Origin of the sequence: Sulfitobacter sp. PS-8MA (assembly GCF_040933935.1) — a bacterium.
Lineage (GTDB): Bacteria > Pseudomonadota > Alphaproteobacteria > Rhodobacterales > Rhodobacteraceae > Sulfitobacter.
The window spans coordinates 1140498-1154419 of record NZ_JBFQYJ010000006.1; the positions used below are offsets into that span (position 1 = coordinate 1140498).

Below are 13922 nucleotides of genomic sequence, written 5' to 3' on the forward strand. Positions count from 1 at the left end.
GGTCGCGGTTGTCGGAAAATCTCTGCCTCATTCGACAGGGCGCTGCGCGGCCCCCAGTTCTGCGGCCTCCCGGGCGAGGGCCTCGATCCCGGCCCAATCCTGCCGGCTGACAAGCGCCTTGGGCGCAACCCAGCTGCCCCCGGCGCAAAGCACATTGGGCAGCGCGAGATAGCCCGGGGCGTTCTCCAAGTCGATCCCGCCGGTGGGGCAGAAGGCGATCTGGGGCAGGGGAGCGCCGATGAATTTAAGGGCCGCTGCGCCGCCAGAGGCTTCGGCAGGGAAGAACTTCAACATGTCATAGCCCCCTGCCAACAGGCGCATCGCCTCACTGGCCGTGGCGGCGCCGGGCAGAAGCGGCAGGCCCTCTGCTGCGCAGGCGGCCAGCAGGTCGTCGGTCGCGCCGGGGGAGACGCCGAAGGTCGCGCCCGCAGATTTGGCGGCGCGCACGTCCTCCGGGGTGATCAGGGTGCCGGCCCCGACATGCCCGCCTGTGACCTCGCGCATGGCGCGGATCGCGTCCAGCGCCGCCGGGGTGCGCAGCGTGACTTCGAGCGCGGGCAGCCCCCCGGCGACCAAGGCTTCGGCCAATGGGCGGGCGGTGGTGGCGTCTTCGATGACCAGAACCGGAATGATGGGTGCCAAGCCGCATATCTCGCGGGTGCGGCGGCTGGCGTCTTTGGGGGAAAGGCTCATGGGTTCATCCTCCGAAAATGCTTGCGCCATGGGTGGCAGAGCCGACCGTTGCGCGGAAGGTGGCAAAAAGCTCGCGGCCCGTGCCAGCGGCGTTGGCGGTGAGGTCGGCACGCGCAAGGGGGCGTTCCAGAACCCCGGGCGTCAGAATGTCGAGCCTGCCGTCCTTGGCGTCGAGGCGCAGGATGTCGCCATCCTGAAGCTGCGCGATCGGCCCGCCGTCCACGGCCTCGGGGCAGACATGGATCGCGGCCGGCACCTTGCCCGATGCGCCGGACATGCGCCCATCGGTGACCAGCGCCACCTTCTGGCCGCGCCCCTGCAGGATCGACAGGAGCGGGGTGAGACTGTGCAACTCGGGCATGCCATTGGCCTTGGGCCCCTGAAAACGAACGACGATGATCAGGTCACCGGTCAGCTCCCCGGCCTTGAAGGCGGCTTTCACCGCGTCCTGATCATGAAAGACCCGCACCGGGGCTTCGACGCTGCGATGCTCCTCGGCCACGGCGGAGACTTTGATCACCCCGGTCCCGAGCGAGCCTGAGAGGCGTTTGAGGCCCCCGGTGCTTTGGAACGGGTCGCTCGCGGGGCGCAGGATCTTGTCGTTGAGGCTTTCGCCCGCGCCGTCGCGCCAATCCAATACACCCTCGGCAAAGACCGGATCCTTGGTGTAATGCTCCAGCCCGTGGCCCGCGACGGTCTTGGTGTCGGGGTGCAGCAAGCCCGCGCGCAACAGATCACCGATCATATAGCCAAGCCCCCCCGCGGCGTGGAAATGGTTCACATCGGCCAGACCATTGGGATAGACCCGCGCCATCAGGGGGGTGATGTCACTCAACTCGGAAAAGTCCTCCCAGTCGAGGATGATCCCGCCCGCCTGCGCCATGGCGATGAGGTGGATCAGCAGATTGGTGGAGCCGCCGGTGGCGTTGAGCCCGACGATCCCGTTGACGAAGGCGCGTTCGTCCAGAATATCGCAGACCGGCGTGTAGTCATTGCCAAGTGCGCTGAGGCGCAGCGCGCGTCTGGCGCCCTCGCGGGTCAGCGCGTCGCGCAGGCCGGTATTGGGCGGCACGAAACTGGCGCCGGGCAGGTGCAGCCCCATAAATTCCATGAGCATCTGGTTGGTATTGGCGGTGCCGTAGAAGGTGCAGGTGCCCGGGCCGTGATAGGCGGCCATCTCGGCGGCCATGAGCGCCTCGCGGCCCACTTCTCCGGCGGCGAATTGTTGGCGCACCTTGGCTTTCTCATCGTTGGAGAGGCCGCTTTCCATCGGCCCCGCAGGCATGAAAACCGCCGGCAGATGGCCAAAGGCCTGCGCCGCGATCACCAGCCCCGGCACGATCTTGTCGCAGACGCCCAGAAAGACTGCGGCGTCGAAAGTGTTGTGGCTCAGCGCCACCGAGGCGGCCAGCGCGATCACATCGCGCGAGAAGAGCGACAGTTCCATCCCGGCCTCGCCCTGCGTGACCCCGTCGCACATGGCCGGCACGCCGCCCGCGACCTGTGCGGTGCCGCCGATCTCGCGGGCGGCTTCGCGGATCAGTTCGGGGTAGCGCTCAAAGGGCTGATGCGCAGAAAGCATGTCGTTATAGGCGGTGACGATCCCGAGGTTGCCGGCGCTGGCGCTGGCCAGCCGGTCCTTGTCGGGGCCGGAGGCGGCATAGGCATGGGCCTGCCCGCTACAGGACAGATGCGCGCGGGCGGGGCCTTTTGCCCGGGCGCTTTCCATCCGGGCCAGATAGGCGCTGCGGCTGGCTTCGCTGCGGGCAATCACCCGGTCGGTCACCCGTCTCACGGTGTCGTTCATGTGGGTCATTTTCTCTCTCCTTTCCATCGGCCCGCGCCCAGAGGGGCGGGCGCCGAGATTGCATTCTGCGCTGCGGCTGTTTTCCTTCTCATGGCGCCAGATCGCGCCAGCGGCGGCCATCGCGGTGCAGCAGCATCAGCGCATCCTCCGGCCCGGCGCTGCCGGGGTCATAGGGCGCGGGGCTTTCGCGGCTCTCCTCCCAGCCGTTGATCATCGGGTCGACCCAGGTCCAGGCGGCCTCGACCTCGTCACCGCGCATGAAGAGGGTCTGATCGCCACGGATCACATCCATCACCAGCCGTTCATAGGCATCCTGCGCCTCGGCATGGGGGCCAAGCGCCTCGGCAAAGGTGAGGTCGAGCGCGGCTTCGACCAGCCGCATGCCACCGGGGCCGGGCTCCTTGATCGTGGTGCGCAGGGTGATGCCCTCATCCGGTTGCAGCCGGATGATCAACGCGTTGCCGCGACGGCCCGCCATCTTGGGGAAGATCATATGCGGGGGATCGCGAAAGGTGATCGCGATCTCGGAGCTGCGGGCGCGCAGTTTCTTGCCCGTGCGCAGGTAGAAGGGGGTGCCGGCCCACCGCCAGTTGCTGATGTTCACCTTTAGCGCGACGAAGCTCTCGGTCCGGGTTTGCGGATCACCGGCGTGATCGCGATAGCCGCCGTCACCCTTGACCGCGCGGTACTGCCCGCGGGCGATGTTGTCGGGTGGCACGGGATCGAGGGCTTCGATCACTTTCAGCTTCTCGTCACGCACCGCATCGGGTTTGAACCGCGACGGCGGCTCCATCGCCGTGAGGCATAACAGCTGCATCAGGTGGTTCTGCACCATGTCCCGCATGGCCCCGGAGCGGTCGTAATACTCGCCCCGACCTTCGACGCCGAGGCTCTCGGCCACGGTGATCTGAACATGGTCGATATGGGTGGCATTCCAAAGCGGCTCCCAAAGCGCATTGGCAAAGCGCAGCACCATGAGGTTCTGCACCGTTTCCTTGCCGAGATAATGGTCGATCCGGTAGATCTGCCCCTCGTCGAAGACACGCCGCAGATCCGCGTTCAGCGCCTTGGCCGAGGCGAGATCATGGCCGAAGGGTTTTTCGACGACGATCCGGGCCTGCGGCGTGGCGAGACCTTGGGTATTGAGGTTGTCCGCGATGTCGCCAAAGAGGCGGGGCGAGACCGACAGATAGAAGGCGCGCACCGTCTCCGGGCGCAGATGCTGGCCCAAATCGTCCCAGCCAGCCTTACCCGTGGCATCGAGGCAGACATAGCGCAGGGTTTGCAGGAAAGCGGCGATCTTATCCGGTTGCGCTGCCGCCTTTGGGGCAAATTCTTCGAGGCTGTCGCGGATCAGATTGAGGAAGGCATCATGGGTCATCTCACTGCGCGCCGCCCCGATGATGCGCGCATCGGCTGGCATCTGGCCCACGGCGAAACGGTGAAACAGCCCGGGGATGATCTTGCGCCGGGCAAGATCACCCGTGGCGCCAAAGAGGACGAGATCGAAGGGGGCGACGGGGATGACACGCGATACCATGGCGTCAACCGGCCCGCCGGGCGCATCCTGCGCGTCTGCCTGTCAGTGGCGGGGTGACAGATCTACCTGCGTGAGGTTCCGGGTTCGGCAGGAAGGGTACTGGAGATGATAGCGCTAACATTTTTAGTCCCGAGAATAGATGCGTTTGGCCGGAGCGGATGATCAGAGGTCGCAGGCCCAGGGAGGGTCGGCCCCGGCGCGGGAAACCGTGACCCCCGCGACCTTTGTGCCATGGGCCATGGCTTTCTCCAAGTCCTTAGCCGAGAGCGCCGCCAGCGCGGCTTTGGTCAATTGGTCCGCCGCCGCCAGACTTGCCAGAACGCCCGCGTTGAACGTGTCGCCCGCCCCCACAGTATCGACGACCCTCGCGTGCGCGGCGGGGACATGCACCGCGGTGCCGTCCTGCAGATAGCCAGTTGCCCCTTCGCCACCGCGGGTCACGATCACCACGGCGGGCCCGCGCTTGCGCAGATGCGCGACCCTCTCTTCCAAAGATGCGGTGTCGGGTACAATCCAGGCAAGGTCCTCGTCGGAGACTTTCACGATATCCGCCTGTTGCAGCATGCGGTTGAGCCGTGCGCGATAGCGCTCGGCGTCCTCGATGAAACCGGGGCGGATATTCGGGTCGAGCATGACCGCGCGGGACTGGCCCTCGCGCGCCAGAAGATCGGCATAGGCCTCTGCCGCCGGTTCACAGGCAAGGCTGATGCCGCCGAAAAAGAGGGCCGTGATCTGCGCTGGCACGGCGGGCATCTCGGCGGCGGTCACCATGCGTCCGGCGGAATTCTCATCGTAGAAACTGTAGCGGGCTTGCCCGTCGATCAGTCGCACGAAGGCCAGCGTGGTCGGGCGGTCGGCGCGCAGCGCCAGACCGGCCTCCACATGGCTGGCCGCCAGCGCCTCGGCCAATTGCGCGCCGAAGATATCCGTCGACAGTCCGGTGAGCAGCCCGACCTCGGCCCCCAAACGGCCAAGCGCAATGGCGGTGTTGAAGACCGCGCCGCCGGGATGGGGGACAAAGGCGTTCTGCCCGTCGACGGTTGTCGTCGGGATCATGTCGATCAGCGCTTCGCCACAACAGAGGATCATATCACGCTGCCTTCTGGTTCAGAAAACGCCGCAGGGCTGACCGGACATCCCCGGCCCAGACCGCGTCGATCTGCCGGGCAAAGGCGTGGGCAAATCGCGCCTGCTGGCCCAGGGTGCCGAAGACTTCCGTCAGGGCGAGAAATGCGGCCGGAGCCTGCCGTGACCGCCGGGCCGCAGCGCGCAGCCGCTCGGCACGCGGATCGTCCAGCGCGTCACTCTCGGCGCAGTAGCGGCACCAGAGCGCCACTTCGAGCGCCAGCCCATCGAGCGGGCGGCCTTGGGCCAGCGCATCCGCGATGCTGGGCAGGATGAATTTCGGCTGGCGGTTCGAGCCGTCCTGACAGAGCCGCGCGATGGTGTCGCGCACCTCCGGATTGGCGAAACGATCAAGACAGGTCGCGAGGTAGTGGTCATAGTCCACACCGGGGATCGGCGCGAGCAGGGGGATCACCTCACTGCGCATCAGCTGCTCAATCCAATCAAAGATCTCCCGATCCGCCACCGCCTCATGCACGCAGTCGTGGCCCATCAGGGCGGCGGGATAGGACAGCGCGGCATGGCTGGCGTTGAGAAGGCGCAGTTTCATTCTCTCATAGGCCGCGATATCGTCGACGAAGGCCACCCCAACCTTTTCCAAAGCCGGGCGGCCAAGGGGAAAATGGTCTTCCATGACCCATTGGGCGAACGGCTCGCAGACCACCGGCGCGGCGTCGTTTATGCCGAAAGTCTCGGCCACCATGGCGCGTTTGCTGGCCGAGGTGGCGGGGGTGATACGGTCGACCATCGAATTGGGGAAAGCGACCTCTTTCTCGATCCAGTCCCGCAAATCCCCGGCAACCAGCCCGGCCAGGCCGGCCAGCGCCTGGCGGGTGACATGGCCGTTTTCGGGGATGTTGTCGCAAGACAGAATGGTGGGCGGGGGATGCCCGCTTTCGCGGCGCTGGCGCAGTCCGGCCAAGAGAATGCCAAAGACGGTCACGGGTGCCTCGGGCGTGGCGGCATCGTGACGGATGTCGGGATGGGCGGCATCAAAGGCGCCGTTGGCGGCGTCGATGAAATAGCCACCCTCGGTGATGGTCAGCGAGACAATGCGGATCGCGGGGTCGGCGATGCGCTGGATCACCGCCCGGGCGTCGATCGGGCAGAAGTCGATCATCGCGCCCGTCACCCGCGCGGCATAGGTCTCGGGGCTGAGTTCGACCACGGTGGTCAGCCAGTCCTGCGCCTGCAACAGGGCGCGCCGCTCGGCGTCGAAGGGCATGATGCCGGCCCCGACGATGGCCCAGTCGTGATCCTCGCCGAGCTCAAACAGCCGGTCGAGATAGACCGCCTGATGGGCCCGGTGAAAGTTCCCCATCCCGATGTGCAGGATGCCCGGCGTGAGGTCGGCGCGAGCGTAGGAAGGGACCGAGACGCGTTTCGGAAGCTGTGATAGCGTGGAAAGCGAAAGATCTGTCGTCATGTCAGCCCGCCCGAACCAGGGTGTTGTCCTATGTCGCGTCATTCGATCCGCAGACCCTGCGCGTCGAACCTGTGGATCTGTTCGGCCCGTGGCGACAGGTGGATCCTATCGCCATGGCTCAGCGTGACCTCCCCCAAGGCCCGCACTGTCAGGATCTCGGCGAGGCCGGTGTTATGGACGTGAAAGAAAGTGTCGGAGCCCAGATGTTCGGCCACGCCCACGGTGCCCTGCCAGGTGCCTTCCCCTTCGACCACATCGATATGTTCGGGCCGGATGCCGATGCTATGCGCGCCATGTTTGGCGGCCTCGGGCCCCTCGATCAGGTTCATCTTGGGCGAGCCGATAAAGCCCGCGACGAAGGTGTTGCGCGGTCTGCGGTAAAGCTCCAGCGGGCTGCCGACCTGTTCGATATGCCCGGCCCTCAGCACCACGATCTTGTCGGCCATGGTCATCGCTTCGACCTGATCATGGGTCACATAGATCATCGTCGTGCGCAGGCGTTTGTGCAGCTCGCTGATCTCCAGCCGCATGCCCACACGCAGCGCCGCGTCGAGGTTCGACAGCGGTTCGTCAAAAAGAAAAGCCGCCGGTTCGCGCACGATGGCCCGGCCAATGGCCACGCGCTGGCGCTGCCCGCCCGAAAGCTGCCCCGGGCGCCGGTCGAGGTAATCGGTGAGGTTCAGCGCCTTGGCAGCCCCCTCGATGCGGCGCGCCTGTTCGTCTTCGGAGACGCCCGCCATTTTCATCGGAAAGGCGATGTTCCGGCGCACCGACATATGCGGGTAGAGCGCATAGGATTGGAACACCATCGCCAGACCGCGTTTCGCCGGGGGCACATGGGTGGCGTCCTGGCTGTCGATGCGGATCTGCCCGCTGGTGGTGTCCTCCAGCCCCGCGATCAGCCGCAGCAGGGTCGACTTGCCGCAGCCCGAGGGGCCGACGAAAACCGTGAAGTCGCCGTCTTCGATGGTCAGGTCCAGCGGCGGGATCACCTCCACCTCGCCGAAACTCTTGGAGACCTTGTCCAATGTGATACGTCCCATGTTCCCATGTCTCCTATTTGACGGCGCCGAAGGTCAGACCGCTGACAAGTTGTTTCTGGCTGAACCAGCCGAGGATGAGGATCGGCACGATGGCCATGGTCGAGGCGGCGCTCAGCTTGGCGTAGAACAACCCCTCAGGACTGGAATAGCTGGCGATGAAGGCCGTCAGCGGGGCAGCCTTGGCCGCCGTCAGGTTCAGCGTCCAGAAGGCTTCGTTCCATGCGAGGATGAAGTTCAAAAGCAGGGTCGAAGCGATCCCGGGCACTGCCATCGGCGTCAGCACATAGAGGATCTCTTCCTTCAGGCTGGCCCCATCCATCCGCGCGGCTTCGAGAATTTCGCCGGGGATTTCGCGGAAGTAGGTGTAGAGCATCCAGACGATGATCGGCAGGTTCATCAGCATCAACACGATCACCAGACCGGTGCGGCTGTCGAGCAGCCCCAGTTTGATGAAAATGAGGTAGATCGGATAGAGCACCCCGACCGCCGGCAGCATCTTGGTCGAGAGCATCCAAAGCAGGATGTCCTTGGTCCGCTTCGAGGGCACGAAGGCCATCGACCAGGCGGCGGGGACGGCGACCAGAATGCCGAGAATGGTCGAGCCGCCTGCGATGATGATGGAGTTCCATAAAAAGCGCGCATAGTCCGACCGCTCCAGCACCGTGGCGTAATTCGCCAAGGTCCAGTCGAAGCCGATGAAGACCGGCGGGTCGGCGATTGCCGTGGCCTCGGTCTTGAAGCTGGTGAGGATCGTCCAGAGGATTGGGAAGAAGATCAGCAGGCCCACTGCCCATGCGGCGGCGGTGTTGATGATCTTGCGTTGCGATGTGACGGCGCGGGCCATGTTGGTCTCCTCACTTGTCGAGGTTCTTGCCAACCATGCGCATCAGGAAGATGGCGATGATATTGGCGAGGATGATGGCGTAAACACCGCCGGCGGAGCCGAGCCCGACGTTCTGGCTTTCCAACACCCGCTGGTAGATCAGATAGGTCAGCGTGCGGGTGCCGAAGGAACCTTGGGTGGTCACGAAGATCTCGGCGAAGATGCCCAGAAGGAAGATCGTCTGGATCAACACAACGACGGTGATGGCGCGGCCCAGATGCGGCAGGGTGACATAGCCGAACCGCTGGAGCGGGGTCGCGCCGTCCATCTCGGCGGCCTCCAACTGCTCGCGGTCAAGCGACTGGATCGCGGTCAGCAGGATCAGCGTGGCGAAGGGCAGCCACTGCCAGGAAACGATCAGGATGATGGATTGCAGCGAGGCTTGGCTCAGCCACTCCAGGGGTGCCGCGCCGAAGAATTTCCACAGATGCGCGAAGAGGCCGTTCACCGGGTCCATGAACATGTTTTTCCAGACCAGCGCCGAGACGGTGGGCATCACGAAAAACGGCGAGATCACGAGGATGCGGACAAAGCCCTGACCCCACATCGGTTGGTTCAGCAAGATCGCCAGCAGCACCCCCAGGACCACGGTGATGATCAGGACGCCGCCGACGATGATCAGCGTGGCCCAAACCGAGGGCCAGAAGGCGCTGGAGGTCACGAAACGCAAATAGTTGTCAAACCCCACCCAGCCCAGATCACCGCCGCGCAGGGGCAGGTATTTCTTGAAGGAGAACAGCAGGGTCATCACCAGCGGGACCAGCATCCATCCCAGCAGCAGGATCACGGCGGGCGCCATCATCAGGCGGGCTGCGGATCGGGAGCTTTGTGTTGCCATGGCTGATCTCTCCTGTTGACGGCCCCGGGGGCTGCCTTTGGATCAAACGGTGGTTCTGCGAAAATTGATAGGGGGCTTGCGGGCGATGCTTTTGCACCGCCCGGCATGCGCCACCTCAGTAGCCGGCGGCTTCGATCTCGTCGAGCGTCAGCGCCTGGGCCTTCTCAAGCGCCTCTTCGACCGATTGCTGTCCGGCGAGGGCGGCCGAGATTTCCTGACCGACCTGCGTGGCGATGCCCGCAAACTCCGGGATCGCGACGAACTGCACGCCGGTATAGGGCACGGGCTTGACCGAAGGGTTCTTTGGATCGGCGGCATTGATCGAGCCCAGCGTCATCTCCGCGAAGGGGGCGGCTTCCTGATAGTCGGGGTTCTCGTAAAGCGAGGTGCGGGTGCCCGGGGGGACATTGGCCCAGCCTTCCTTCTCGGCAACCAGCGCGGTGTAGTCTTTCGACGTGGCCCATTCGATGAAGGTCTTGGCTTCCTCGGTCGCATCCGAGCCGGCAGGCACGGCCAGCGACCAGGCCCAGAGCCAGTTGCCGCGACGGCCGAGGCCATTGTCGGGGGCCAGTGCGAAGCCGACCTGATCGGCCACGGTGGAATCGTCGGGGTTGGTCACGAAGGAGGCCGCCACGGTGGCGTCGATCCACATGCCGCATTTGCCCTGCTGGAACAGCGAGAGGTTCTCATTGAATCCGTTGGTCGACGCGCCCGGGGGGCCGTAGTTCTGCATCAGGTCCATGTAGAAAGTGACCGCCTCGGTCCATTCTTCGCCATCAAGTTCCGGCTGCCAATTCTCGTCGAACCAGCGCGCGCCGAAGGAGTTCGCCATGGCCGTCAGGAAGGCCATGTTCTCGCCCCAACCGGCCTTGCCGCGCAGGCAGATGCCGTAGATTTCGTTTTCCTTGTCGGTCATCGCGGCGGCGGCTTCCTTGATGAATTCCCAGGTCGGCGCTTCGGGCATTTCCAGACCGGCCTTTTCCATCAGGTCCTTGCGGTACATGACCATCGAGCTTTCGCCGTAGAAGGGGGCGGCATAGAGTTCGCCATCCACGGTCAACCCGTCGCGGATAGCCGGCAGCAGGTCGTCGGCGTCCCATTCCTCGGACATGTCGTTGAGCGACACCAGCCAGCCCTGTGCGCCCCAGATCGGAACCTCATAGGTGCCAATGGTCATCACGTCGAACTGTCCGCCCTTGGCCGCAACATCCTGTGTCACGCGCTGGCGCAGGACGTTTTCCTCAAGCGTGACCCATTCGAGATCGATATCCGGATGCGCCGCCTCAAACTCCGAAGCAAGACCCTGCATGCGGATCATGTCGCCGTTGTTGACGGTGGCAATGGTGACGGTGGTTTCAGCGAAAGCGCCAGCCGCAGACAGGGCAGAAATTGCCGTGGCGGCATAGAGTGATCTGATCTGGGACATTCGTTCCTCCCTAAACGTCCAGTGTAGGAAAATCCTAGGCGCCAAGGCTACGCGAAGTCAATTTAAAATTTACGCGCGAAAACTTTATAGGTTTTATCTTTCCCTACCGGACCGTTAGGCGGAGTCGCGCAGCACCAGTTTTCCTTCGAAAAGGGTCTCGACGCGCGTTGCAGGTCTCTCATTCGTGTCGATGATTCGAAAAAGCGACGTGGCAGCGCGCTCGGCGATGGCTGCGTAATCCTGCGCGATTGTCGTCAGCGAAGGGCAGGTGAACCGCGAGAACGGATGGTCGTCATGGCCTGCGATGCGGAGGTCGCACCCGGGGCCATGGCCCACCTTGAGACCCAGCTTATAGGCTGCCGACAACATGCCGATGGCCAGCCGGTCGTTGCTGCACAGAAGCGTGTTGGTCGGCAAGCCGCCTTGCCGCAGGACCGCGCCGCCCTCGACTTGGCCGATCTCCTCAAAATTCCACCCGCTGCCTTTGACCTGCAAGATATGCGGCGCAAAGCCATGCGCCTCCATACTGCGCTGATAGGCCTGCCGGCGTTTGATCGCATTCGGGTTCGCAGGGGTTTCCATTTCAAAGAAACTGGGCGGCGCGCCGCTGCGGCACAGATATTCGACGATCAACCCGAGGCTTTGCAGATTGTCGGTGCCGACAAAGGCCGCGCCGGTCTCGCTGATATTGGCGTCAAAGAGCACCAGCGGGACTTCCTTGGCGATCTTGTCGATGGCCTTGCGGTCGGACCCGCGGCCAAAGGGGGCGAGCAAAATGCCTGCGGGTTTCAATGCGCGCAGCGATTCCAGATTTTCGGCCTCAAGCTCGGGTTTGCCATGCGAACTGAGCAGGATCGGGCTGTAGCCTGCCTCGATACAGGCGACCTCCACGGCGCGACCGATCTCGTTAAAGAAAGGATCGGCGAGATTGGGCACAAGCACCCCGATGTTCCGGGTCGTCTGCCGGTTCTGGTTCATCGCATAGATGTTCGGCCTGTAGTCATGCTTCTCCAGCGCGGCCTCAATCCGCAGCCGTGTTGATTTCCGCACGCTGTCGGGATTGTTGAAATATTTCGAAAGCGTGGGCCGGGAGATGCCGCTGATGGCCGCGAACTCTTCCATATTGCGGATTTTTGGTGGTGCCATTCTGCGCCCTGCCGTCTTGATTGTTACGCGCGTAAATTTGCTATTTTTACAATCTTTCGGAATTGAAGCGAGGTCAAGCCCGTTGGCGCAGGGGCTCCGCCTAAGATCGGCGGAATGCGGGGGAACTGAAACAGATTTAAGCAGTTGGTTGATTATGAAACATTTTAGATCCACGGTCATTGCACTGGCTGCCGTCCTCGCCCCCGCGGCTCACGCCCAGCCCACAGTCGAAGAAATCCAAAACGCGACCTACGCGGGCGGCCCGCTGCCCGAGGGTCAAAGCGCCATCGCCGCCGTCGTTCAGGTTCTGCTTGATCAAAGTGGCATCAGCCCGGGGGTCATCGATGGCTGGCGCGGCCCGATGTCGCGCAGTGCCATTCGTGCGTTTGAGGCCCGGGAGGGGCTGCAGGAGGACGGGCAGATGGATCAGGCCGTCTGGGCGGCCCTTGGCGGCCCCGAGCGCCCCGCAGTGCTGCAAGAATATCGGATCGCCAAAGCCGATACCGCGGGCCTGTCTGCCCCGCTGCCTGATGATTACGCCGAACTGGCCGAGTTGGAGCGGTTGGGTTTTACCCGGGTGACCGAGCGGCTGGCCGAACAGTTCCACATGGACGAAGGGTTCCTGCGCGAGCTTAACCCCGCAGCCGGTTTTACGGCCGGAGAGGTGATCACCGTGGCCGCGCCCGGTGACCGGCTTGACGCCCCGGCCCATCGGGTCGAAGTCCGCAAGGACGTCGGGCGCGTCGCTGTCTTTAACGAGGCGGGTGACATGATCGCAAACTATCCCGCAACGGTCGGATCGGATCAGTTGCCCTCTCCCTCTGGAGAGCATGAGGTCGTCGCCGTCGCGATCGACCCGACCTATACCTACAGGCCCGACAAGAACTTTCAGCAGGGTGACAATGATGAACGCCTGACGCTGCCGCCCGGCCCGAACGGCCCCGTGGGCTCCGTCTGGATTGACCTCAGCAAACCGACCTATGGCATTCATGGCACTGCCGACCCTGACGCGCTGTTCCAAAGCGTCAGCCATGGCTGTGTCCGCCTTACCAATTGGGACGCGGGCGAATTGGCGCATATGGTCGATCCGGAGGTTCCGGTCGTCTTTGTCGAAGGCAGGTCATGAACAATCTGCTCCCCCCGATACTGATGGCTTTCTTGGCGACCGGGGCCGCGGCGCAAGAGGTGACGCCGGCTGACGTCGACACACCGCCGCCCGGGGCATCGCTCTTTCCCGAACAGCGCCCTGCGGATTTGGGAGCAGCGGAGGAGAAAAGCGACATGCCAGAGGCGGGGCAAGGGGTTGCGGAAACCTCAGAGCCCGACCCCGAGGCCGCTGGCTCAGACGCAGTGCCCGAGAGGGAGGCGAGCGCACCCCCCGCGCCAGAACGGCTTGCGGTGGACGCCGAGGCTCTCGCAGCTTGCCAAGGTGAGTTGCGGGCGACAGGGGCAAGTTTTGATATCCCCGAGACGATCGCTGATTCAGAGAACCCGGAATGCGGCATCAAGAACCCCATTCAACTGCGCGGTCTGCCGGGCGGGATCGAACTCAAACCTGCGGGCCTCATGCGTTGCGAGACGGCTTTGGCACTGGTGCGCTGGACCGAAGATCATGTGCGCTCTGCCGCCGAACAACTGCCGGAGCGCGGCGCGCTGGTAAGCATCGAGCAGGGCAGCACCTACATATGCCGTCGGCGCAATTCCCGCGAGGACGGCAAGATTTCTGAACATGCTTTCGGCAATGCCGTGGATATAATGGCCTTCCATTTCGAGGCGGGCGACCCGATCCCGGTCCAACCGCGCGAGCGGGATGGCACGATGGCCGAAGCGTTTCAGGATGCGGTGCGGGCCACGGCCTGTCTGCATTTCACCACGGTTTTGGGCCCCGGGACAGACCCCTCCCATGCGGATCATCTTCATTTGGATATCAAAGCCCGAAATGGCGGGTTTCGCCTTTGCCAGTAGCCGGGTGTTGCATTCGCAGATGGGGCGGCA

12 protein-coding genes are annotated in these 13922 nt (G+C 64.0%); 2 read left to right on the forward strand and 10 right to left on the reverse strand.

Annotated features, from left to right (window positions below; all coding sequences use genetic code 11):
* Nucleotides 1-27: 27 nt before the first annotated feature.
* From eda to AB4M76_RS09570, 10 genes are all read right to left on the reverse strand, one after another.
* Nucleotides 28-693, reverse strand: a complete 666-nt coding sequence (gene eda, locus AB4M76_RS09525) for a bifunctional 4-hydroxy-2-oxoglutarate aldolase/2-dehydro-3-deoxy-phosphogluconate aldolase (RefSeq protein ID WP_368441590.1) — start codon at nt 691-693, stop codon at nt 28-30.
* Between the two features lie 4 nt (nt 694-697).
* A complete protein-coding gene (gene edd / locus AB4M76_RS09530) occupies nt 698-2509 on the reverse strand; it encodes a phosphogluconate dehydratase (protein ID WP_368441591.1) in 1812 nt (603 codons plus the stop codon).
* A 79-nt stretch (nt 2510-2588) separates the two neighbouring features.
* Nucleotides 2589-4040 (reverse strand): glucose-6-phosphate dehydrogenase, encoded by a 1452-nt coding sequence (gene zwf / locus AB4M76_RS09535; RefSeq protein ID WP_368441592.1) that lies wholly within the window; start codon nt 4038-4040, stop codon nt 2589-2591.
* A 162-nt stretch (nt 4041-4202) separates the two neighbouring features.
* Entirely contained in the window at nt 4203-5129 is a 927-nt protein-coding gene (locus AB4M76_RS09540; RefSeq protein ID WP_368441593.1) for a carbohydrate kinase, read from the reverse strand.
* Nucleotide 5130: 1 nt separating this feature from the next.
* On the reverse strand, nt 5131-6591 hold the full coding sequence (locus tag AB4M76_RS09545; protein WP_368441594.1) for a mannitol dehydrogenase family protein: 1461 nt from the start codon (nt 6589-6591) through the stop codon (nt 5131-5133).
* A gap of 38 nt (nt 6592-6629) precedes the next feature.
* Nucleotides 6630-7634 carry an ABC transporter ATP-binding protein gene (locus AB4M76_RS09550; RefSeq protein WP_368441595.1) on the reverse strand — a complete coding sequence of 335 codons (1005 nt, stop codon included), beginning with the start codon at nt 7632-7634 and terminating at the stop codon, nt 6630-6632.
* 13 nt (nt 7635-7647) lie between these two features.
* On the reverse strand, nt 7648-8478 hold the full coding sequence (locus AB4M76_RS09555) for a carbohydrate ABC transporter permease (RefSeq protein WP_368441596.1): 831 nt from the start codon (nt 8476-8478) through the stop codon (nt 7648-7650).
* 10 nt (nt 8479-8488) lie between these two features.
* On the reverse strand, nt 8489-9355 hold the full coding sequence (locus tag AB4M76_RS09560; protein ID WP_368441597.1) for a carbohydrate ABC transporter permease: 867 nt from the start codon (nt 9353-9355) through the stop codon (nt 8489-8491).
* A gap of 115 nt (nt 9356-9470) precedes the next feature.
* On the reverse strand, nt 9471-10781 hold the full coding sequence (locus tag AB4M76_RS09565; RefSeq protein ID WP_368441598.1) for a sugar ABC transporter substrate-binding protein: 1311 nt from the start codon (nt 10779-10781) through the stop codon (nt 9471-9473).
* A 114-nt stretch (nt 10782-10895) separates the two neighbouring features.
* Nucleotides 10896-11927, reverse strand: a complete 1032-nt coding sequence (locus AB4M76_RS09570; protein WP_368441599.1) for a LacI family DNA-binding transcriptional regulator — start codon at nt 11925-11927, stop codon at nt 10896-10898.
* A 154-nt stretch (nt 11928-12081) separates the two neighbouring features.
* On the opposite strand from AB4M76_RS09570, the gene AB4M76_RS09575 reads away from it, so the two are divergent.
* Nucleotides 12082-13053: a L,D-transpeptidase family protein gene (locus tag AB4M76_RS09575; RefSeq protein ID WP_368441600.1), complete on the forward strand. Its 972-nt coding sequence runs from the start codon at nt 12082-12084 to the stop codon at nt 13051-13053.
* Nucleotides 13050-13892, forward strand: coding sequence for an extensin family protein (locus AB4M76_RS09580; protein WP_368441601.1), 843 nt, complete (start codon nt 13050-13052; stop codon nt 13890-13892). The genes AB4M76_RS09575 and AB4M76_RS09580 overlap by 4 nt, the downstream gene beginning before the upstream one ends.
* The last annotated feature ends 30 nt before the right edge of the window (nt 13893-13922 follow it).

What these genes read in the sequence shown, in the direction of transcription:
- eda (WP_368441590.1), bottom strand. Translation starts at nt 693, where the DNA reads ATGAGCCTTTCCCCCAAAGACGCCAGCCGCCGCACCCGCGAGATATGC.
- edd (WP_368441591.1), bottom strand. Translation starts at nt 2,509, where the DNA reads ATGACCCACATGAACGACACCGTGAGACGGGTGACCGACCGGGTGATT.
- zwf (WP_368441592.1), bottom strand. Translation starts at nt 4,040, where the DNA reads ATGGTATCGCGTGTCATCCCCGTCGCCCCCTTCGATCTCGTCCTCTTT.
- AB4M76_RS09540 (WP_368441593.1), bottom strand. Translation starts at nt 5,129, where the DNA reads ATGATCCTCTGTTGTGGCGAAGCGCTGATCGACATGATCCCGACGACA.
- AB4M76_RS09545 (WP_368441594.1), bottom strand. Translation starts at nt 6,591, where the DNA reads ATGACGACAGATCTTTCGCTTTCCACGCTATCACAGCTTCCGAAACGC.
- AB4M76_RS09550 (WP_368441595.1), bottom strand. Translation starts at nt 7,634, where the DNA reads ATGGGACGTATCACATTGGACAAGGTCTCCAAGAGTTTCGGCGAGGTG.
- AB4M76_RS09555 (WP_368441596.1), bottom strand. Translation starts at nt 8,478, where the DNA reads ATGGCCCGCGCCGTCACATCGCAACGCAAGATCATCAACACCGCCGCC.
- AB4M76_RS09560 (WP_368441597.1), bottom strand. Translation starts at nt 9,355, where the DNA reads ATGGCAACACAAAGCTCCCGATCCGCAGCCCGCCTGATGATGGCGCCC.
- AB4M76_RS09565 (WP_368441598.1), bottom strand. Translation starts at nt 10,781, where the DNA reads ATGTCCCAGATCAGATCACTCTATGCCGCCACGGCAATTTCTGCCCTG.
- AB4M76_RS09570 (WP_368441599.1), bottom strand. Translation starts at nt 11,927, where the DNA reads ATGGCACCACCAAAAATCCGCAATATGGAAGAGTTCGCGGCCATCAGC.
- AB4M76_RS09575 (WP_368441600.1), top strand. Translation starts at nt 12,082, where the DNA reads ATGAAACATTTTAGATCCACGGTCATTGCACTGGCTGCCGTCCTCGCC.
- AB4M76_RS09580 (WP_368441601.1), top strand. Translation starts at nt 13,050, where the DNA reads ATGAACAATCTGCTCCCCCCGATACTGATGGCTTTCTTGGCGACCGGG.